Raw genomic sequence first — 20377 nt, 5'->3', positions numbered from 1 at the left:
GGGCTTTCTCTGCGGTACCGTGACGCTAGCCGGCACGACGAAACGCCGTCAACAGATCGAGGGGGCGGGCCATGGCGACCCTGTCTGACGTGGCGCGTCGCGCGGGCGTCTCGCCCGCCACCGCGTCCCGCGTGATCAACGGCAGCAGCAAGCCGGTCACCGACGAGTTGCGCGAGCGGGTGCTGGCCGCCGTCGCCGAGTTGCAGTACGTCCCGAACGCACACGCCCAACTGCTGGCCCGCTCGCACCGCAGCGCGGTCGGCGTGATCGTGCACGACGTCTCCGACCCGTACTTCGCCGAGATCACCCGCGGGCTGCAACGGGTGGCCACCGACCGGGGCCGGCTGCTGATGATCTGCAACAGCTACCGGGACCCGGACCGCGAGTTGGAGTACGTGGAGCTGCTGCGGGGCCACCAGGTGGCGGCGCTGATCCTGGCCGGCTCCGGCTACCACGACGACGCGTTCACGCGGCAGCTCAACGAGAAGCTCGCCGCGTACGAGGCGACCGGCGGACGGGTCGCGGTGATCGGCCGGCACGAGCACTCCGGCGACGCGGTGATGCCCGACAACCGGGCCGGTGGCTACCTGGCCGGGCGGGAACTGTGCGACCTTGGACACCGGGCCATCGGCGTGGTGGCCGGCCCACGCATCCTCACCACCACCACCGACCGACTGGCCGGGTTCCGGCAGGCCCTGGCCGAGCAGGACCGCGACTTGCCCGAGCGGCGGATCCGGTACGCCGAGTTCGACCGCGACGGTGGCGCCGAGGCCACCGCCCGGCTGCTCGACGCCGATCCGGAGCTGACCGCGATCGTGGCGCTCAACGACTCGATGGCCATTGGCGCGCTCGCCACGCTGCGGGCCCGCTCGATGGCGGTGCCGCAGCGGGTCTCGGTGGTGGGCTTCGACGACATGCCGATCGCCCGGGACGTGACCCCGGCGCTGACCACCGTACGGCTGCCGCTGGTCGACATGGGAGTCCGCGCGATGTCCCTGGTGCTCGGCGCCGAGGCGCCGGCGCCCCGCGTCGAGGTGCTCCCCGCCGAGCTGGTCCGGCGGGACACCGCGGGCCCGGCCCCACAGCCCGAGCGGGATGCCGCAGGCTCGGCGCCACGCGCTCGGCGGGGCGGTCGGACGCCCGGACGCACCTCGGAATAACGAATTGTCCAGGGCTCGTCCGGGGCTTAACCTCCCCCGGTGCTGATTCGGGAGTTCGTCGACCAGGACTGGTCGCAGGTGTGGCCGATCATCGAGGAGGTGATCCGGGCACAGGAGACCTTTCCCTACGATCCCGCGATGACCGCCGAGCAGTCGTACGGCATGTGGGCCGAGGCGGCGCCGGGGCGGACCGTCGTGGCGGTGGACGGCGAGCGGGTGCTCGGCACCGCGAAGATGGGCACCAACCGGCCCGGGCCGGGCGCGCACGTGTCCACCGCGAGCTTCATGGTCGCCGCCGACGCCCGGGGCCGGGGCGTGGGCACCGCGCTGTGCCGCGACGCGCTGGCCTGGGCCCGCCAGCAGGGGTACGCCGGCATGCAGTTCAACGCCGTGGTGGAGAGCAACCGGTCGGCGGTGGAGCTGTACCGGCGGGAGGGCTTCGACGTGGTCGGCACGGTGCCGGGCGCGTTCCGCCACCCCGCCCTCGGCCGGGTCGGCCTGCACGTCATGTACCAGGAGTTCTGACCGGACCAGCGGGTGCGGCGGAACAACCGCCGCCGGGTGCGTGGCACTGCTGCGTGCCTGTCGAGCTGCCCCAGATGTGGGGCAGGCGGTTCCCGGCCAACGGTGCCGGCGGTGCGGGCTGGTCCACCCCCGGCCTGCGGTCACTTCCACCCCGGCCTGCGGTCGCTTCCAACCCGGCCCGCGGTCACTCGAACTCGCCGGTCCCGTCAGAGGCAGCGCGCGACGGCATTGCTGCCCCATTTCTGGGGCAGCTCGACAGGCAACCAGGGTGGAGTAGACGAGCGGGCGCAGCTGGCACCGCGACGGGTACGTGCTCGGCCGGCGGTTGGCGCGGGGCGGACGGGGGCAGCGGGACGGGATCCGGCTCGTGCCGCAGCGCGGGGCGGACAGGGGCAGCGGGACGGGATCCGGCTCGTGCCGCAGCGCGGGACCGATCGGCTCGAAGGACGACCGGGGTGGAGCCGCGGCTAACCGGCCTCCCCCACCGGGATGGCGACGGGCGACCGACGTGGCTCCGCGCCGGCCCGGCGGATCGGGCTGAACAGGCCGCCGACCGCGACCAGCAGGCAGCCCGTCCCCGCGACGAGGGCGACCGTCGGGACGCCGTACCGGGCGGCGGCCCAGGTCAGCGCGACTGCGCCGGCCGGCCCGAGGGCGTAGTGCGTGCTCCAGAAGGCCGAGGTGACCCGGCCGAGCAGGTGGTCGGGGGTGATCTCCTGACGAAGCGACATCGAACAGATCCCGCCCACGCTGAGGCAGCACAGGTAGACCGCGGTCAGCACGGTGACCGTCGGCACGGTGGTCGCGAGGCCGACGCCCGCGAGGGCCAGACCGCAGACGCAGTGCGCGCTGATCCAGGTCACGCCGAAGCCGCGTCGGCGGCGCAACGGCGCCACCAGTAGCGCCCCGACGACCGTGCCGAGCGCCGCCAGGCCGAGCACCGTGCCGACGGTCCGGTCGGAACCGCCGAGGTCGTGCTTGACGTGGTAGACGAGCACGTCGGTGAAGCCGTAGGTGAGGAAGATGAACACCGACAGCAGCACGGTCAGCGACCGCAGCACCGGCTGGCGCCACAGGAACCGCGCCCCGGCCAGGAACTCGGCCAGCGGCCGCTCCCGGCCTACCGGAGCGAAGCCGTCGGGCTGGGCGGGCCGCAGCCGGATCATCCGGAGGCCGGCAGCGGAGAGAGCGAAGCTCGCCGCGTTGACGGCGATCGCCGTCGCCGGGCCGAACCGGGCCGACACCACGCCGGCGAGCAGCGGCCCGAGCACGGCCGCCGCCGCGTAGGTCGCCTGCAACCGCCCGTTGGCCTCGGTGATCCGGTCCCGGTCGACCAGGTTGCGGACCGCGGTCACCGCGGCGACCTGAAACACCATCCCGGCGGCCTCGCAGATCGGCAGCACCACGAAGAGCAACCAGACCTGCGGACCGGCGAGCCAAGCCAGCGGCACCAGGCCATAGAGCACCAGCCGGGCCACATCCGCCACGATCATCAGGGTGCGCCGATCGTACCGGTCGACCAGCACCCCACCGAAGATCCCGGCGGCGACGGACGCTGCGCCGGCCACGGCCGTGAGCAGGCCCATCTGGGTGATCGACCCGGTCGCCTGGAGCACCAGCAACGGCACCGCGAGGTAGGCGAACGAGTCGCCGGCCGCGGAGAGCGACTGCGCGACCCAGTACGTGCCAAAGGTGCGATCCCGCCACAGTGGGGTCCGGCCACCGCCGGCAGGTCGACTCATCTCGCCGAGGGTAGTGCGCGCGGTCGCCCCGTTCGGACCGCCAGGCGATCGCGTGCCATCGATAGGGTGTGCCGCTGCTGGTTGATTGGCTAAGCGATCCTATGTACTACTTTCTCGGTCATGTCGTTGCTGCGTCTGGGTTCGGCTGCGGAGTACATCGGTGTGCATCCTGTGACTTTGCGTCGGTGGGCGGATGAGGGACGTGTGGCGGTGACGTGGGTGGGTCGGGAACGTCGGTTCGACTCTGCGTTGCTGGACGTGTTCGTGGGTCGTGGTGAGGCGGAACGGCCGCGGCGTGAGGCGTTGTATGTGCGGGTGTCGGGTACGACGGGTCAGGAGTCGTCGCTGGTGGCCCAGGAGGCGGAGCTGAGGGCTACGGCTGCCGGCGAGGTGGTGGCGATGTTCAGGGACAGGGCGTCTGGGCTGCGGGAGAACCGGCCGGGTCTGACGCGGCTGTTGAAGGCAGCGGCGGCGGGCGAGTTCACGGTGGTGAGAGTGACCCACAGCGACCGGCTGGCCCGGTTCGGCACCGCCTGGTTGAGCGCTCTGCTTGCCCGTGACGGGGTGAGCGTCGAGGTGCTGTATTCGAAGGGTTCGGCCGGTGGGATCGAGGAACTGTTAGACGACTTTATGTCCCTGGTGGCAACGTTCGCTGGCCGGATGTACGGGATTCGGTCGCGTGAGGCCAAGCGCCGGCTGCTGGCAGCCGCGGGTGAGGGCGTGGGGTAGTGGCTGGCTCCTGGCTGACGTCGACCGCGACGTGCACGGCGTACCGGGCGGTGTGCGGCGGTGCGCCCGACGCGCCGGGTGTGCGGGTGCCGGTGGCGGGGCGGGTGTTTGCCGAGCGGGTGGGGTGGCTGGCGGACCTGGTGCGGGGCATGGCCGATCAGGTGATCGCCGCGCATTGGTCGGATGCGGATCTTGCGGTGCTTGCGGCTGGGGTCGGCGTTGATGGGCGGCGTCTGCCGGCGAGTGGGTGGATGGCGTTGCGCCGGCTCGGCTGGGGTGCGGTGGCGGCGGCGGGTGTGGTGGTGTCGGACCGGGTTCGTCGCATCGCCGAGGAGGAAGCCGCCCGGGCTCTGCGTCTGGGATGTCACCGTCGCGTGGTCGTTGCCGCGCTGCTGGCGACGTGGCCGGCCGATCCATTCGCCCGGACCGATGGCGAATGGTCGGCGTTGCGGGCGGCGCTACCCGAAGGATGCGATACCGCGACGATCCGCAACCGCACCCGGCAGATCGCCGGATACCTTGGCGTGCATGGGCGGCTGCCCGCGGACGTGTGTGAGTTGGAGGGTCCGCCGGTTGTGGCGCGGCAGGTGAGCCTGGCCGCGGCCGACCGGCAACAGGTCGTCGTCGACCGGGTCGACGACCGCATGGTGCGGGTGTGCTCGCAGCTTCCGACATGTGCGGGGCCGGTCTCGTACCGTGACTGGGTGTGGCATGCCTTCGACGTGGTGCTGCCGGTGATCGTGCCCGCCGGGGTGAAGGTGTGTACTCCGACGGTGCGGCCCCGCGATGGCAGAGTTCGTGTCGACCTGCCGTGGCGGGCCCCGCACACGCCGCCGCCGGTAGACGGGCACACGCGGGGGCTGGGTGTCGACTGGGGGGTGAACACCCTGCTGACCGCCACCGTGGCCGACCTCGAGGGCGGCTCCGTCGTCGTGGACGGGCGTCCGTTGCGGTTCGACGCGACCGGCGTGTCGGCGAAACTGGTGCGACTACGCCGCCACCGCGAACGCCTGCGCACCAAAGCCGACCACCTGACTCGGCTGCGGGACGGCCGGCCCGCCGACGCCCCCGCCGACTCGGCCCTGGCTGGCAAGCTTGCCTGCTTGGAGGCTGAACATGCGGCGGTGTGCGCCCGGATCCGGCACCTCAACCACGCGGTTGCCTGGTCGGCGGCGCGGTGGCTCGTCGACCACGCGACCGCGGCCGGCGCCACCGTCGTCTACGTCGAGAACCTCGCCACCCTCGAGGCGGGTGGCCGGTCACGCAGCCTCAACCGGCGACTGTCCGGTGCGGTACGCGGAGCCGTGTTCACCGCCGTCGCCCACCTCGCCGCGAAAGCCGGTATCGCAGTCGTGACTGTGCCGGCGCGTGGTACGTCGTCGGGCTGTCCCCGCTGCGGCGCTGCGGTCACGCATGTCAAGGCACCGGACCGGTGCGTGGCCGGGTACCGGTGGGCCACCTGCTCGTGTGGCCTGTCACTGGACCGCGACCACGCCGCCGCGCAACGCATCGCCGCCCGAGGCCTGGCCAACCAGACCAAAACCCGCCGCGACCGTAGCGGCCAGGCCGCGATCCGCACAGCCACCGACACACCCGCGCGGCGCCGGGCGCGTCGACCAACCCCAGCCGTGACAACCAGGCCGGTGCGGAACCGACGCAAAACAGCACCCACCCCGAAGCAGACCCGACCTGCAACTGCCAAAACCTCACGCCTGCTGCCCTCGCGACGGCAGGTTCCCGCCCCGACAGAACCCCCACCGGGAACTGGCGGCAAGCGTCCGGCGGGACGGACACCCCAGGAGACCAACCCGCCAGGGCCGGTCCGCCAGGTGCCGCACACGGCTTCCACCACCACCGCCCCGCGACACCCACACCGGGTCCGCAGGGCAACCCTCGCCCGCGGCTTCCACCGCCACGTACACGCCACCCCCATCACCAACCGGGACGGCGGCACCGGCGCGATGTCCGCCTCGCTGAGGATCACATAGGAAACCAGAGACGCTCGCACCGTGACGCTCAAGGGAGCACTGACCTGGATCTCCACGGGCGGCGGCGGTCTTCTCATCGGGGCCGCGCTGGGCCTCCTGATGACAGTGGCCTTCGAGGACCCGCTCAAGAAACTCCTGCAGGGAGTGCGCCGAAGGAGCAGAGTTCTACGGTCGAGACGACGCACGCCGAACGCGTCGGGCTTCGAGTTTGGCGGCGCCACGTCGCCGTTCATGATCGTGGCGGGCGATGGCACCGAGGCCATCAAAGAGGAGCTGGTGCATCTCGTCGTCAGTGACGAGCCCATCGAACTACCTGCGGAGTTGGCAGCGTGGCGGTCGGAGATCGCCGCTGAGGAGCAGGCCAGGAAGACATCTGGGTCACCGCATCACTGGAACGGTGATTGTTTCGCGGTCGAGAAACTGGTCGAGGAGCGGACGGCTCGCGACGAGGAGGTGGAGATCTTCCTCCACCTGCGACGGACGGATTACTACAGCTTTCTGGCCAGTCAGCACCTCGACAGGCGATTCAGGGACGGCACGACGCCGCGGAGCAGGTACATCGACCCGGTCGGCCACCGCAGGGCGCCCGTGTTCATGTCGCTGAGCCTCGGCACCAGCGTTCTGGTCATCACGACCGACAACCATGTTCTGATCTGCCAGAGGGGCCCGGATGTCGGGTCCCGCCCTCTGCACTGGGGGGTCTCGGCCGACGAAGGGCTCAGCGCGAGGCTCGACTCGCCGAGCGGTCTTCCGCCTCGGATACACGCTGCCGCCCGGCGCGGGCTGTGTGAGGAACTGTCCCTCGAAGATCATGAGTATCGCCTGGCTCTGCTCGGCTTCACCATCGACACCGAGCGTCACCAATGGGATTCGGTGTTCGTGGCGTACGCGCACGACCTCAGCTCAGAGCAACTCGATCGCCGGCTGCAGCGAAGCGGCAAGGACCGTGGGCTGGAGATCGAGTCCTGGGAGTTCGCCCCCTTCACTGTCCGGTCCGTCCTGCAGCGGCTGCATGGCGGGTGGCCGACGCGGGCCTGGACTCCGGTCGCCCCCGTTGCCCTCTATCTCGCTCTGGTCCACGAATATGGACGATGGCGAGTTGAGCGGCTGGCAAGGAACCATTCGAAGCGCCTCCGCAGGTGACGATCGACATGTGTCGGGCGTCACACCGCTCCCATGTCACGGACGGACGGGCGCTCCGCATCTCGTGGTCGTCAACACGAGCGGCGGAGGGGCACGACGATGAACACACCACACGGAGCCGGCACGGCGAGCACGCACCGCGTCCTGATCCTGGGCGCGGGCTACGCGGGCATGGCCGCGGCGATCCAGCTCGCGGCCCGCACCAAGCGGCGCGCCGATGTGCAGGTGACCCTGGTGAACGCGCAGGAGCGGTTCACCGAGCGGTTGCGGCTGCACATGACGGCGACCGGGCAGCAGCTCGGCGAGATGGACATCCCGGCGCTCCTGGCGGGCACGGGCGCGCGGTTCGTACGCGGCTGGGTGACGGCGGTGGACGTGCACACGAAGACCGTGCGGATCGACGACAGCCGGGTGCTTCACTACGACACCCTGGTGTACGGGTTGGGCAGCGTGGCCGACACGGCGCTGGTGCCGGGTGTCGACGACCACGCGTACACCCTCAACAGCGCCCAGGACGCCGCGTTGCTGGCCGACCGGCTGGCGCGGCTCGCCAGCGGCACGGTGGTGGTCGCCGGCAGCGGGCTGACCGGCGTCGAGTCGGCCGCGGAGATCGCCGAACGGTACCCGAAGGTGAACGTGGTACTGGCGGGCCGGCAGGAACCCGGCGCCAGCATGACCGTGAAGGCCCGGGCATACCTGCGGGCCGCGCTCGATCGGCTCGGTGTCCAGGTGCGCAGCGGAACGGCGGTGACGAAGGTGCTGCCCGACTCGGTCGAGCTGGCGGGCGGGGAGTCCATCGCCGCCGACGTCGTGCTGTGGACTGGCGGTACGCGGGTGTCTCCGGTGGCGGCCGCCGCGGGCTTGACCGTCGACGGTCGCGGCCGCGTCGTGACCGACGCCGCGCTGCGGTCGGTGTCGCACCCCGACGTGTACGCGGTCGGCGATGCGGCCGCGATCCGGCAGGGCTACGGCGTCATGCACGGCACCTGCCAGAGCGGGATGCCGACCGGTGTGCACGCCGCGGTGTCGATCGTCCGTGCGCTCAACGGCAGGCAGCCGAAGCCGTTCCGCTTCGGCTACTACCACACGCCGGTGAGCCTCGGACGGCACGACGCGGTGGTGCAGTTCACCCACCCCGACGACAGCCCTCGTCGGGGCTTCCTGACCGGCCGTACGGCGACCTGGTACAAGGAGACCGTGAGCGCCTCCCCCTGGCCGACCTATCGGCGAATGAAGAAGATGCCCTCCTCGGGCGCGTTCTGGCCGCACGGTGGCCGCTTCACCCGGTTGCGGGGCGCGCGGTGACCCATCCGCACCCGGATCCCGACCAGCAGGTCTTCCACAACCACCGCAACCTGCTGTTCTCGGTGGCGTACCGCATCCTCGGCAGCGCGGCGGACGCCGAGGATGCGGTCCAGGACGCCTGGATCAAGTGGTCGGCGGCCGATCGCTCCCAGGTGGCCGACCCCAAGGCGTACCTGGCGCGGATCGTGTCGAACCTCGCGCTACAACGGTTGCGCTCCAGCCGGCACCAGCGCGAGACCTACGTAGGGCCGTGGCTTCCCGAGCCGATCCTGACCGAGGGCGACACCGCCGACACCGTCACGGATGCCGAGTCGGTGTCGATGGCGATGCTGGTGGTGTTGGAGACGCTCAGCCCGCTGGAGCGGGCCGTGTTCGTCCTGAAGGAGGTCTTCGACTTCAGCCATGCCGAGATCGCGGTGGCGGTGGAACGCTCAGAGGCCGCGGTGCGCCAGGCCGCGCATCGTGCTCGCGAGCACGTGCGCGCCCGGCGGCCACGCTTCACGGCGGACCGGTCGCAGCAGCGTGGGGTCACCGAGCGCTTCATCGCCGCCGCGACCGGTGGCGACATCAACACCCTGATGGAGTTGCTGTCCCCGGACGTCACGCTGTGGACCGACGGCGGTGGCAAGGTCCGCCAGGCCCTGCGTCCCATCGTGGGTGCGCGGACGGTCGCCGCCTGGTTCGCGGCCATCGGCACCGTCACCTACCAGGGCATCGAGCCTGCCGACATGACGGCCGAGGTGGTCGAGATCAACGGCGGCCCGGGCATGGTGTTCCGGGGTGCGGGCCGGGTGATCGCCACCGTCACCTTCGACATCGACGCTGACGGCCGCATCGCCGCCATCCACAACGTCGCCAACCCCGACAAGCTCCACGCCGTCGCCGGGGGCACCGCTCACGACATCACGACCTGACCGTCAGTCGCTCTCGGTGAACAGGGCGGCGTACCGGGTCAGGTACAGCGGCCATCCCTCGTCGTGGGCGACGCCGTCGCTGACGGACTGCCAGCCGGGTCCGTGCCGGTCGAGGTGACGGTGCTCCAGCTCCACCCGGGTGCGCTGCGGCGACTCGGCGACGAACGTGACCTCGACCTCGCTGGTGTTGTCCGGCTCGGTCTCGACCTGCCACTGCGGGCTGATGTCCCAGCTGAACACGACCCGGTCCGGTGGGTCGTAGGCGAGGACACGGGCCCAGCGGCACTCGGTGCCGTCGACGCCCCGGTCGTAGATGTGACCGCCGACCTTCGGTTCGAACACGGTCTCGGCGATGGCCGCGCCGAGGAGGTTGTGCTCCGGCGGTTTGACGTCGCCGAACCGCTCGGTGAACACGGTGAAGGCTCGCTCGATCGGCGCCTCGACAATGATCTGCCGGCGGACCACGGTGTCTGTTGCTGGGGTCATGACTTCTCCTCGGTGGGTTGTTCGACCACTTCCTGGTAGCTGGCCAGGGCACGGTTCCAGAACGTGTCGAGCTGGTCGCGCAGGGCGGCGACGCCCGCCGGGTTGAGTCGATAGACCCGGCGGGTGCCGGCTGCGCGGTCGGTGACCAGCCCGGCGTCCTTGAGCACCTTCAGGTGCTGGGAGACCGCGGGCCGGCTGATCGGCAGCGCTTCGGCGAGTTCGCCGACGGCCTGCGGCCGCTCAGCCAAGCACGCGACGATGGCGCGCCTGGTGGGGTCGCCCAGGGCGTCCCAACCATCGCCAGCTCGGTAAGTATCCACGAACGGTAAGCTACGGCTTACGGGTCACCGAGTCAACCAGCACCGGCCGAAAGACCTGCCCCGCCGCGGGATGAACGCACGGAGCCGGCCGCGGGAAGGATCCCCGCGGCCGGCTCCGGATCGGTGCGAAACGTGGTCAGCGCTGGCGCAGCGGTGCGAGCGCGGTGCTCCAGGCCACGACCTGGTCGAGGGTCACGCCGAGCGCGTCCCGCTGGTGCTCGTTGGGCTTGAAGACGCTGAAGTTCTCGAAGTCGGTGAAGAGCGACAGCGCGACCTGCGAGCGCACGTCCGCCATCTGGAGCTCACCGGCGATCAGACGCAGGTGCTCGACGGCCCGCGCGCCGCCGACCGAGCCGTAGCTGACGAAGCCGACGGCCTTGTTGTTCCACTCGGCGTAGAGGAAGTCGATGGCGTTCTTCAGGGCGCCCGAGGTGGAGTGGTTGTACTCCGGGGTGACCATCACGAACCCGTCAAACGACGCGATGGTCTCGGCCCACCGCAGCGTGTGCGGCTGGGTGTACTGACCCATCGACGGCGGGTACGCCTCGTCGAGGTGCGGCAGCTTGTAGTCGAGCAGGTCGATCAGCTCGAACTCCGCGTCGGAGCGCTGCTTGGCGACCTCGAGCACCCAGCGGGCGACGGCTTCGCCGTTACGCCCCGGGCGGGTGCTCCCGAGGATGATCCCGATCCTGGTCATGGTTGCGCCTTTCCAGAAGGTCCTTGCCTGGCGGATGAAAGCTAGCTACTTCTTGCTTGATCAAGCAAATACCTGTCCTATGCTTACCGTCACAACGAGGGTGAGCAATTGCTCGGTCAAGCAACTAGGATTGGGGCATGTCCGGCAGCTCGGCAGAACCCCTGCTCCCCCTCAACCCCGACGAGGAGGCGCTGGTCCGTTCCCTGGGCCAGCTGATGTTCGTCCTGCCCCGGGCGATCGACGCGGACATGACCGGCGACCGTCAGCTGCCGCTGACCGAGTACACCGCCCTGCGGGTCCTCTCCGAGGCGCCGGGCCGGCAGATGCGGATGAACGAACTCGCCGCGGAGTGTCAGCTCTCGCTCAGCGGGATGACCCGCACCATCATTCGGCTGGAGACGCACGGCCTGGTCGAGCGGGTCCGCAGCGAGCAGGATGCCCGCGGCTGGAACGCCGTCCTCACCGACGCCGGCTTCGCCCGGCTGGAAGAGTCCTGGCCGAGCCACCTGGCCGCCGTGCGGCGGCGGTTCCTGGACCACTTCGAGGGCCTCGACCTCGCCCAGTTGGCCCGCGCCTTCCGGCGGGTCGGGACGGCCGACTGAGCCAGGCGCTCAGCCGCCGCCGAGCAACCGCTCGAACGGCGCCGGGTCGGCGTACGGGTCGACGGGAGCGGGTGGGTCACGCCGGTCCACCTCGCGGGCCAGCTCGCCGGCCGCCCGGTCGATCCGCTGGACCAGCGAGCCCTGGGCCGCGTCGCCGGCCCCCCAGTCCTCCGGTGCCGCGAACACCGCGGTGGGCACCACGACCGCGTGCAGGTAGCTGAAGAGCGGCCGCAACGCGTGCTCCAGCACCAGCGAATGACGCCCCGTCCCGCCGGTGGCGGCGACCAGCACCGGCTTGTCGACCAGGGCGGCGTCGTCGAGGACCTCGACGAACATCTTGAAGATCCCGTTGTACGAGGCGGAGAACGTCGGCGTCACCGCGACCAGCGCGTCGGCACGCCGGACGATGTCCTGCACCCGCTCAAGGTCCTCCGACGGGTACCCCGCCAGCAGGTTGTTGACCAGGTCGTGCGCGTGGTCGCGTACCTCGATCAGCTCGACGTCGACCTCGGCGCCGAGCCGCTCCAGCTCACGGCGGACCGCGTCAGCCAACCGGTCGGCGAGCATCCGGGTCGACGACGGCTGTCGCAGGCCGGCCGACACGACGGCGATGGTGCGCTTCATCGGACCTCCTCCACGGCACCGGCCAGCGCCGCGGCCTTCAGCGAGGCGTGGGTGGGTGCGTCCGGGACGTGGGCGGGACGGCCCACCGCGAACTCCTTACGCAGCACCTGGACGACCTCGCCCAGCATCTCGATCTGCTCCAGCACGGTCCTGCGGGGGACCCCGATCCCGTCGACGTTGAAGACCTGCCGCTGGTAGTCGCCGCCGGCGTACTCCCGGAAGGCCAGGGTCCGGTCGATCACCTCCTGCGGGCTGCCGACCAGAAGGGCCGTCTGCTTCATCGTCTCCTCCAGGGACGGCCCGTGCCCGTACGCCGCGGAGTTGTCGAAGTACGGGCGGAACTCCCGCTTCGCGTCCTGCGAGTTCTTCCGCATGAACACCTGGGCGCCCAGGCCGACGATCGCCTGGTCCGCGGGGCCATGCCCGTAGTGCTCGAACCGCCGGCGGTAGAGCCCGACCATCCGCTGGACGTGGGCCTTGGGCCAGAGCAGGTTGTTGTGCAGGAACCCGTCGCCGTAGTAGGCGGCCTGCTCGGCGATCTCCGGGCTGCGGATCGAACCGTGCCAGACGAACGGCGGCACGCCGTCCAGCGGGCGCGGGGTCGACGTGAACGACTGCAGGGGCGTGCGGAACCTCCCCTCCCAGTCGACCACCTCCTCGCGCCAGAGCCGGCGCAGCAGGTCGTAGTTCTCGACCGCGAGCGGGATGCCGTTACGGATGTCCTGCCCGAACCAGGGGTAGACCGGGCCGGTGTTGCCGCGCCCCATCATCAGGTCGACCCGGCCATCGGCCAGGTGCTGGAGCATCGCGTAGTCCTCGGCGATCTTCACCGGGTCGTTGGTGGTGATCAGCGTGGTCGAGGTGGACAGAATGATCTTCTCGGTCCGGGCCGCGACGTGACCGAGCAGGGTGGTGGGCGAGGACGGGAAGAATGGCGGGTTGTGGTGCTCGCCGATGGCGAAGACGTCCAGCCCGACCTCTTCGGCCAGCTTCGCGTACTCCACCACAGCCTTGATCCGTTCGTGCTCGGACGGCATCCGCCCGTTCACGGGGTCGCGTGCCACGTCTCCCACGCCGAAGATTCCGAACTGCATCCGAACTCGCCTGCCTCGCTCGCACCGGTCGTGCCTGACGCTCATCAGCAACCTCGGGCGGGCGGTACAGATTCCTTGACTGGTCAAGGAGTTTTGTGGCGGCGGTCACGTACCTGCCTGCCGGCCGATCCCGACCAGGGCCCAGGCGAGCAGCCCGAACGCGCCGGTCGAGGCGACCGCCCGGACCACGTTGCCGCGCACCCAGGCCACCTCGAAACGCTCCCGCAGGGCGGCGAGGTCGGTGACCCGGTCGACGTCGCCAGCTTGGGCCAGCACGTTGTTGAGCGGCACGTTGACCACGGCGGTCACGCCGAGCACCACCAGGTAAAGCAGCAGGGCGGCGACGATCCACGGCAGCACCGCGCGGTGCCCTTCGCTCAGGTGCAGCGCCGCCGCCAGCAGCGTGAACAGCAGCGCGCCGCCGAAGCAGACGGCGAACCAGCCGTTGAGGATGGACTCGTTGATCCGCTGCATGGCGAGCACCAGCGTCCGGTCGTCGGTGCGGCCCAGGCCCGGCATGACCGCGTACGCGAACGCGGCGAACAGCCCGGCGGCCAGGCCGGTGGTCAGGGTGGCGGCGAGCAGGCTCGCGGTACGCAGGAAGCCCATCTCACACCGCCCAGACGCCGGTGGCGGCGGCCGACCGCGGGGTCACCCGGTATCAGTCATGCGTCCATTGCACCCGTTGGCGAGCGCCCTGGCCATGTGCGACAGCGTCGCGGGGATACGCGTGCGTCTCGCGCCGGGCCGGTCGGCGTCGCCGACCGGGCCGGAGCGCGTGGTCAGCGGGACGGGCCGTAGGGGGCCAGCGGGTTGGTCAGGGTGCCGACGAACTGGAGGGCGGCCGACGGGTCGGTCAGGTCGATCATCTGCTGGTTGTCGCGAAGTTGGAGCCGGTTGAGGCAGGACAACGTGAACTCCGGAGCGAACAGGTCGTAGCGGCGGGCGCGCTCGGCCAGGTGCGGCACCCGGTCCAGATAGTCGGTGGCGCAGGCGGCGACGGTCCGCCAGAAGTCCTCCTCGGCCAGCACGCCGGCCTCGGCCAGCACCGCGTTGAGGTGGCGCAGGAAGCAGTCCACCACGTCGGTGAAGATGGTCAGCAGCTTGGTGTCGTCGGGCACCTCGACCCTGATCCGCTCCACCGCCGCCGGCAGCTCGACCTCGGTGCTCATCACCGCGATCTCCTCGGCGATGTCCTTGAAGATCACCCGCTCGACGGTGTCCTGCTCGTCGAGGACCAGGATGACGTTCTCGCCGTGCGGCATGAAGGCCAGGTCGTGGGCATAGAAGCTGTGCAGCAGCGGGGTCAGGTAGGCGTCCAGGTAGCGGCGCAGCCACACCTCGGGCGCCAGGCCGGACCGGGCGATCAGCGCCGCCGCCAGCGAGCCGCCGTCGGCGTCCACGTGCAGCAGCGCGGCCATCGTGGACAGTCGCCGCCCCGGCGCCAGGCCGGGCACCGGGCTCTCCCGCCACAGGGCGGCCAACATCTTGCGGTACGGGGAGGTGCGGTCGGTGGCCGACTCGTACTGGCGGTGCCGGTAGCCCACCGCGGCCCGCTCCCGGATAACGGTCAGCCCGGTGCCGGCCAGCACCTCGTCACCGGCGATCAGCTCGGCCAGCCAGTCGTTGATCGCCGGGGTGGCCGCCATGTACGCGGCCGACAGCCCGCGCATGAAGCCCATGTTCAGCACCGACAGCGCGGTCTTGACATAGTGCCGGCTCGGCTCGGTGACGTTGAAGAAGGTGCGGATGGACTGCTGGGCCAGGTAGCTGTCCGGCCCCGGGCCGAGGTGCACCAGCCGGCGCTCGGCCAGCTCACCGGCGAAGGTCACCGCCAGCTTGTTCCACCACTGCCAGGGGTGCGCCGGGATCAGGTGGTAGTCGGCGAGATCCAGGCCGAGGTCGGCCATCGTGGCCGCGAACCGTGCCCGGGTCTCCGCGTCCAGCTCACCGTCGATCAGCGCGTCGTAGTCGAGATCGGCGGCGCTGCTGAACGTCGAGTGGTCCCGGTGCGCGGCCAGCCACTCGAGCCGGACCGGCGCGGCGGCCTCCGGGGCGTACCGGTGGTACTCGTCGACACCGAAGCCGAGCCGGCCGTTGTTGGCCACGAAGCACGGGTGGCCCTCGGTCATCGACGTCTCGATGGTCTGGAAGTCCGCCCCGGCCAGCTCAGCGGCGCTCGGTGCGGGCTGGGCCAGTTTGTACGCGGTGCCGGCCAGCGTGGAGGTGATCTCCTCCAGGTAGACCGGGAGCACCCGTGCGGAGAGCCCGAGGGTGTCACGCAGCTCGACGATCAGGTCCACCGCGTCGGGCGGCAGAGACGTGCCGTCGCGGTGCCGGGTGATGCTGTCCGGGTCGATCTGCCAGTGCGCCAGGGCGAGCACGCGGGCGGCGAACCGGTAGGTGACCGTGCCGTCGTCGCTGTGGATCTCGTACCACTGCCGGTCGTCGTCGGCGGCCGACACGGGTTCCGGGGTGAGCAGCCGTTCGTGGGTGAACTCGGAGAGAGCCTTGCGGACCAGCAGCCGGTTGGCCCGGGCCCAGCGCTGCGGGGTGAGATGCCCGACCGGGTCAACGGCGGCGGCCGGGACGGCGGCGGACGACTGGGTGGGGACGGCGGTGGCGGTCACGCCGGGGCTCCTTCGGCTCGGGTGGCGGCGGCGCGCTGCATGGCGGCGTGGAACTGCGCCCGGGTGCAGACGCTGAGCAGCGCGTCCTTCTCGGGCTTGGCGATGGTGCCGACGACCTCGAAGCCGACGGCGGCGTTCAGCGCGTGCACGGCGGTGTTGCGCACGTCCGGCTCGACCAGCACCCGTTGGGTCGACGGGTCGGCGAAGAGCCAGGCCATCACGGTGCTGATCACCGCCCGGGTGAAGCCGTGCGCCGGGCTGCCGGTGGGCGCGCAGAGGAAGTGCATGCCCACGTCGCCGGGCTGGGCGTCGTACAGGCCGACCAGCTCGACGTGGGCAGGGTCGTAGCGTTCGGCGAGGAAGGCGGGTTGCCCGCGCCACAGGCCGAGGTACGCGTCGTGGTGCGGGTGGTCAGCGATTCGCCGGTACTCCTCGGCCACCCGCGCCGGGTCCGCGTCCTGCATCAGCCAGAACGCGGCCTTCGGGTGGGTCACCCAGGCGTGCAGCAGTGCGGCGTCGGCGTCCGGGTCGAGGGTCCGCAGCGCGAACTCGCCGAGCTGGTCGTCGACGCGGGTGAAGACGACGCTCACGACGACATCCCGGCGGGCGCGCCGAACTCCTGGAACGTGATGCTCTTCTCGATCGGGTAGTGCTCCCGGCCGAGCAGTTCCCGGATGATCCAGGAGTTGCGGTACGGGCCCATGCCCAGGTCGGGCGAGGTGATGCTGTGCGTGTGGGTGCCCGCGTTCTGCAGGAAGATGCCCCGACCGGTGTGGTCGATGCTGTAGTTGCGGGCCACGTCGAACCGGCCGTGGGAATCCCAGCGGATGCGGTCGCGCACCGGCGTCAGGAACTCCGGCACCTGGTAGTGGTAGCCGGTGGCCAACACCAGGCCCTCGGTCCGCAGGGTGAAGTCCCGCTCCTGCTCCACCTGGCGCAACCCCAGCGTGTACGCCCCGTCGTGGTAGCCGGCGCTGGTCAGCTCGGTGTTGGTGAGCAGCCGGGTGTTCACCGGCCCGTCGATGCTCAGCGCATAGAGCTGGTCGAAGATCTCGTTGATCAGGTCGGCGTTGATCCCCTTGAACAGGCCCTTCTGCGCCGACTCCAACCGGTAGCGGGTCTCCTCGGGCAGCGCGTGGAAGTAGTCCACGTAGTCCGGTGAGGTCATCTCCAGGGTGAGCTTGGTGTACTCGAGTGGGAAGAAGCGCGGCGAGCGGGTGACCCAGTTGAGCTGGTAGCCGTACCGGCCGATGTCGCCGAGCAGGTCGTGGTAGATCTCCGCGGCGCTCTGCCCGCTGCCCACCACGGTGATGCTGCGCTTGGCCCGCAGGTCGTCCCGGTGCTCCAGGTAGCGCGAGTTGTGCACCGCGTCGCCAGGCAGCCCGGCGACGGCTGCGGGCAGGTACGGCGGTGTGCCGGTGCCGAGCACCAGGTGCGGGGCGCGGTATTCGAGCGTCTTCCCCGCGCCGGTGCTGGCCCGCACCACGTAGTGCTCGTCGGCCGCGTCGTACTCCACGGTGGTCACCGACTGACCGAAACGCAGGTTCGGCAGCTTCGCCGCCGCCCAGCGGCAGTAGGCGTCGTACTCGCTGCGCAGGGGGTAGAAGCTCTCCCGGATGTAGAACGGGTAGAGCCGGCCGATCTCCTTGAGGTAGTTGAGGAAGGAGTACGGCGAGGTCGGGCCGGCGAGGCTGACCAGGTCGGCGATGAACGGCGTCTGCAACCGGGCCGATTCCAGCAGCATGCCGGGGTGCCAGGCCAGGGTCGGCCGGGCCTCCAGGAACACGCCGTCCAGTTCGTCGATCGGCGCGGTGAGGCAGGCCAGGCCCAGGTTGTACGGGCCGAGCCCGATGGCGATGAAGTCGTGGGTGGACATCCGGCCCTCCAGCCGCGGGTTCGGGGACACCGGCATCAGCCGACGTGGCAGGTCAGGTCAGCGGCGGCGCGGTCGTGCACGTACCGGCCGGCGTGGGTCGCGATCAGTTCGAGCACGTGCCCGACGTCCTCGACCGTGGTGGCCGGGTTGAGCAGGGTGAACTTCAGGAAGTGCCGCCCGTCCACCCGGGTGCTGGCGACCAGCGCGGCACCGGAGGCGGCCAGCGCCTCCCGGGCGTGCAGGTTGGCCGCGTCGGCCAGCTCCCGGCCCTGGCCGGTGGGCAGGTAGCGGAAGACCACCGTGCTGAGCGCCGAGCGGGTGACCACCTCGAAGCGGGGGTCCTCGCTGACCAACTCCCAGGCGTCGGCGGCCCGGTCGACCACCTCGTCGAAGAGCGCGCCGAGCGCGTCCGGGCCCATCACCCGCAGGGTCAGCCAGAGCTTCAGCGCGTCGAAGCGGCGGGTGGTCTGCAGGCTCTTGTCGACCTGGTTGGGGATCCGCTGCTCCACCATGCGCGCCGGGTTGAGGTAGTCGGCGTGGTAGGTGGCGTGCCGCAGCACCTGCCGGTCGCGGACCAGCAGCGCGCTGGAGCTGACCGGCTGGAAGAACGACTTGTGGTAGTCGACGGTCACCGAGTCGGCCCGCTCGATGCCGTCGAGCAGGTGCCGGCGGGTCGGCGAGACCAGCAGCCCGCAGCCGTACGCGGCGTCCACGTGCAGCCAGACGCCGGCCGCCGCGCAGATCCCGGCCAGCTCGGCGAGCGGGTCGATGGAGCCGAAGTCGGTGGTGCCGGCGGTGCCGACGACGGCCATCACCACCAGCCCGGCCTGCCGGCACCGGGCGATCTCGTCGCGGACGGCGGCGGGCCGGATCCGCCGCTGCGGGTCGGTGGACACCGCGATCACCGCGTCCGGGGCGAGGCCGAGCAGCTTGGCCGACTTCTGCACGCTGAAGTGGCCGGCCGCGGAGGTGATGACGCGCAGCCGGGGCAGCAGTTCGGCGCGGTCCGCCGGGCTGGTCGCGGCGGCGCACGCCTCCTCGCGGGCCAGCAGCAGCGCGTGCAGGTTGGACTGGCTGCCCCCGCTGGTGAACACGCCGTCGGCGTTCGGGCCGAGGCCGATCCGGTTGGCGGTCCAGTCGATCAACCGCCGCTCGATGAGGGTGGCCCCGGCGCTCTGGTCCCAGGTGTCCAGCGAGGAGTTGACCGCGGTGAGCACCGCCTCGCCGAGCAGCGCCGGGATGGCCACCGGGCAGTTGAGGTGGGCGAGGTAGCGGGGGTGGTGGAACCAGACGGCGTCGTGCAGGTAGACGTCCTCCAGCTCGTCCAGCGCGGCGGTGGCGTCGCCGAGCGGCCGGTCCAGGTCGACGCGGTTGACCAGGGGGGCCAGCTCGGCTGGGGTGATCCCGGTGCCGGGCTGGTCCACGGTGGCCACCCGGCGGGCGACCCGGTCGACGCCGGCGGCGAGTGTCCGCCGGTACTGCTCGACCGATCCGTCGTGGAGCAGCTGGGCTCGCGCGGCGGCCGGAGCGGCAGCCGGTGCCGGTGGCGGTGCGGTGGTCTTGACGGGGTACGTCGGCACGGTCACGGGATGTCCTCCACGTTCTCGACGATGGGCAGCCGGAACCCTCCCCCGGCGCGTTCGTGCACGCCGGGGGCCGTGCTGCCTTCAGATGGGTCGCCGCTCAGGCGGTGGCGCCGACGAGCGCCTCGGCGCGCAGGTCTTCCTCGGATGCCCCGCGTCGCCAGTAGCCGGCGAAGGTCACCCGTCGGCGGTCGATGCCCCGCTCGCCGACCAGGTGCCGGCGCAGTGCCCGCACCGCGCCGGATTCACCGGCGATCCAGGCGTACGGGGTGTCGGCGGGCAGCCGGGCGCTGCGGATCGCGGTGACCAGCAGGTCGCTGCCGGGTGGGGTGCTGCCCCGCACGATCCACCTGATCTCGGCGTCCGCCGCGGTGGGCAGCTCTCCGATGTCGGCGGCGGCCGGCACCTCGATCCAGGCGCGGACCCGGGTGCCGGCGGGCAGCCAGGCAAGGATGCCGGCGGCGGCCGGCAGCGCGGTCTCGTCGGCGGCCAGCAGGACGACGTCGGTGTCGTCCGGCGGGCGGAAGCAGACGCTGCGGTTGTCCCGCACGGCCGGGCCGAGCAGCAGTAACCGGTCACCGAGCCCGGCCTGACCGGCCCAGCGCGAGGCGGGGCCGGTGTCACCGTGGCTGACGAAATCGATGTCCACCTCGGCGGCGGCCGGGCGGTGCTCCCGGATGGTGTACGAGCGCATCACCGCGCGGATGTCCGGCGGAAGTGCCCGCCAGGCGCCGAACCAGTCGTCGCTCAGCTCGATCGGCACCACCGGGGCGTCCTGTCCGGGGTGCGGCAGGAACAGCGAGACGCTCTGGTCCCGGCCGCCGCCGGCGAACCCGGCCAGCTCCGCACCGCCGAGTGTGACCCGTACCAGTGAAGCCCCGACCCGGCGGGCCCGGACGACGTGCGCGGCGAAGAAGCGGTACTGGAGGGCGACGGGCTCGACGGTGCTCGTACTCATG

20 protein-coding genes are annotated in these 20377 nt (G+C 71.2%); 8 read left to right on the top strand and 12 right to left on the bottom strand.

All coding sequences use genetic code 11. The annotated features are described in order from the left end of the window. Window positions 1-71 precede the first annotated feature (71 nt). Together OG470_RS25440 and OG470_RS25435 are read left to right on the top strand one after the other, a co-directional pair. A complete protein-coding gene (locus OG470_RS25440; RefSeq protein WP_328416128.1) occupies window positions 72-1160 on the top strand; it encodes a LacI family DNA-binding transcriptional regulator in 1089 nt (362 codons plus the stop codon). Window positions 1161-1199: 39 nt separating this feature from the next. Next, complete coding sequence (locus tag OG470_RS25435) at window positions 1200-1685, top strand: GNAT family N-acetyltransferase (protein ID WP_328416126.1); 486 nt, start codon at window positions 1200-1202, stop codon at window positions 1683-1685. A gap of 467 nt (window positions 1686-2152) precedes the next feature. Here OG470_RS25435 and OG470_RS25430 read toward each other — a convergent pair whose 3' ends face one another. Further along, window positions 2153-3427, bottom strand: coding sequence for an MFS transporter (locus OG470_RS25430; protein WP_328416124.1), 1275 nt, complete (start codon window positions 3425-3427; stop codon window positions 2153-2155). Between the two features lie 120 nt (window positions 3428-3547). Here OG470_RS25430 and OG470_RS25425 point away from each other — a divergent pair, with 120 nt between their 5' ends. The 5 genes from OG470_RS25425 (at window position 3548) to OG470_RS25405 (ending at window position 9506) form a co-directional block, all read left to right on the top strand. Then, window positions 3548-4156 carry an IS607 family transposase gene (locus OG470_RS25425; RefSeq protein WP_328416122.1) on the top strand — a complete coding sequence of 203 codons (609 nt, stop codon included), beginning with the start codon at window positions 3548-3550 and terminating at the stop codon, window positions 4154-4156. Then, window positions 4156-6144: a zinc ribbon domain-containing protein gene (locus tag OG470_RS25420; protein WP_328416120.1), complete on the top strand. Its 1989-nt coding sequence runs from the start codon at window positions 4156-4158 to the stop codon at window positions 6142-6144. The genes OG470_RS25425 and OG470_RS25420 overlap by 1 nt, the downstream gene beginning before the upstream one ends. Window positions 6145-6165: 21 nt before the next feature. Continuing rightward, window positions 6166-7287 (top strand): hypothetical protein, encoded by a 1122-nt coding sequence (locus OG470_RS25415; protein ID WP_328416119.1) that lies wholly within the window; start codon window positions 6166-6168, stop codon window positions 7285-7287. Between the two features lie 99 nt (window positions 7288-7386). After that, a complete protein-coding gene (locus OG470_RS25410; protein ID WP_328416117.1) occupies window positions 7387-8592 on the top strand; it encodes an NAD(P)/FAD-dependent oxidoreductase in 1206 nt (401 codons plus the stop codon). Next, a complete protein-coding gene (locus OG470_RS25405) occupies window positions 8589-9506 on the top strand; it encodes an RNA polymerase sigma-70 factor (protein WP_328416115.1) in 918 nt (305 codons plus the stop codon). Before OG470_RS25410 ends, OG470_RS25405 begins: the two co-directional genes overlap by 4 nt. A gap of 3 nt (window positions 9507-9509) precedes the next feature. Here OG470_RS25405 and OG470_RS25400 read toward each other — a convergent pair whose 3' ends face one another. From OG470_RS25400 to OG470_RS25390, 3 genes are all read right to left on the bottom strand, one after another. After that, a complete protein-coding gene (locus tag OG470_RS25400; RefSeq protein WP_328416114.1) occupies window positions 9510-9992 on the bottom strand; it encodes an SRPBCC family protein in 483 nt (160 codons plus the stop codon). Next, entirely contained in the window at window positions 9989-10312 is a 324-nt protein-coding gene (locus OG470_RS25395; protein ID WP_328416112.1) for an ArsR/SmtB family transcription factor, read from the bottom strand. The genes OG470_RS25400 and OG470_RS25395 overlap by 4 nt, the downstream gene beginning before the upstream one ends. 136 nt (window positions 10313-10448) lie before the next feature. Beyond that, window positions 10449-11009 carry an NADPH-dependent FMN reductase gene (locus tag OG470_RS25390; RefSeq protein WP_328416110.1) on the bottom strand — a complete coding sequence of 187 codons (561 nt, stop codon included), beginning with the start codon at window positions 11007-11009 and terminating at the stop codon, window positions 10449-10451. A gap of 137 nt (window positions 11010-11146) precedes the next feature. Between OG470_RS25390 and OG470_RS25385 the strand changes: the two genes are divergently transcribed. Continuing rightward, window positions 11147-11611, top strand: a complete 465-nt coding sequence (locus OG470_RS25385; protein WP_328416108.1) for a MarR family winged helix-turn-helix transcriptional regulator — start codon at window positions 11147-11149, stop codon at window positions 11609-11611. Between the two features lie 9 nt (window positions 11612-11620). Here the strand turns inward: OG470_RS25385 and OG470_RS25380 are convergent, their stop codons facing one another. The 8 genes from OG470_RS25380 to OG470_RS25345 all read right to left on the bottom strand — a co-directional run bounded on the left by OG470_RS25380 (window position 11621) and on the right by OG470_RS25345 (window position 20376). After that, a complete protein-coding gene (locus tag OG470_RS25380) occupies window positions 11621-12235 on the bottom strand; it encodes an FMN reductase (protein ID WP_328416107.1) in 615 nt (204 codons plus the stop codon). After that, the gene (locus tag OG470_RS25375) at window positions 12232-13329 is read right to left on the bottom strand and encodes an LLM class flavin-dependent oxidoreductase (RefSeq protein WP_328416106.1); all 1098 of its coding nucleotides are present in this window, start codon (window positions 13327-13329) and stop codon (window positions 12232-12234) included. The genes OG470_RS25380 and OG470_RS25375 overlap by 4 nt, the downstream gene beginning before the upstream one ends. 105 nt (window positions 13330-13434) lie before the next feature. Further along, window positions 13435-13938, bottom strand: coding sequence for an anthrone oxygenase family protein (locus OG470_RS25370; protein WP_328416105.1), 504 nt, complete (start codon window positions 13936-13938; stop codon window positions 13435-13437). Window positions 13939-14111: 173 nt separating this feature from the next. Next, on the bottom strand, window positions 14112-15959 hold the full coding sequence (locus OG470_RS25365) for an IucA/IucC family protein (RefSeq protein WP_328416103.1): 1848 nt from the start codon (window positions 15957-15959) through the stop codon (window positions 14112-14114). Continuing rightward, on the bottom strand, window positions 15956-16549 hold the full coding sequence (locus OG470_RS25360; protein ID WP_328416101.1) for a GNAT family N-acetyltransferase: 594 nt from the start codon (window positions 16547-16549) through the stop codon (window positions 15956-15958). The genes OG470_RS25365 and OG470_RS25360 overlap by 4 nt, the downstream gene beginning before the upstream one ends. Next, on the bottom strand, window positions 16546-17835 hold the full coding sequence (locus OG470_RS25355) for a lysine N(6)-hydroxylase/L-ornithine N(5)-oxygenase family protein (RefSeq protein WP_328426594.1): 1290 nt from the start codon (window positions 17833-17835) through the stop codon (window positions 16546-16548). Before OG470_RS25355 ends, OG470_RS25360 begins: the two co-directional genes overlap by 4 nt. A gap of 35 nt (window positions 17836-17870) precedes the next feature. Next, a complete protein-coding gene (locus OG470_RS25350; RefSeq protein WP_442930972.1) occupies window positions 17871-19421 on the bottom strand; it encodes a pyridoxal phosphate-dependent decarboxylase family protein in 1551 nt (516 codons plus the stop codon). Window positions 19422-19518: 97 nt separating this feature from the next. Next, entirely contained in the window at window positions 19519-20376 is an 858-nt protein-coding gene (locus tag OG470_RS25345) for a siderophore-interacting protein (protein ID WP_328416099.1), read from the bottom strand. Window position 20377 lies beyond the last annotated feature (1 nt).

Source organism: Micromonospora sp. NBC_00389 (assembly GCF_036059255.1).
Taxonomy (GTDB): Bacteria; Actinomycetota; Actinomycetes; order Mycobacteriales; family Micromonosporaceae; genus Micromonospora.
Note: the sequence above shows the minus strand (reverse complement) of the source record. Positions and strands in the feature narration are given on the sequence as shown.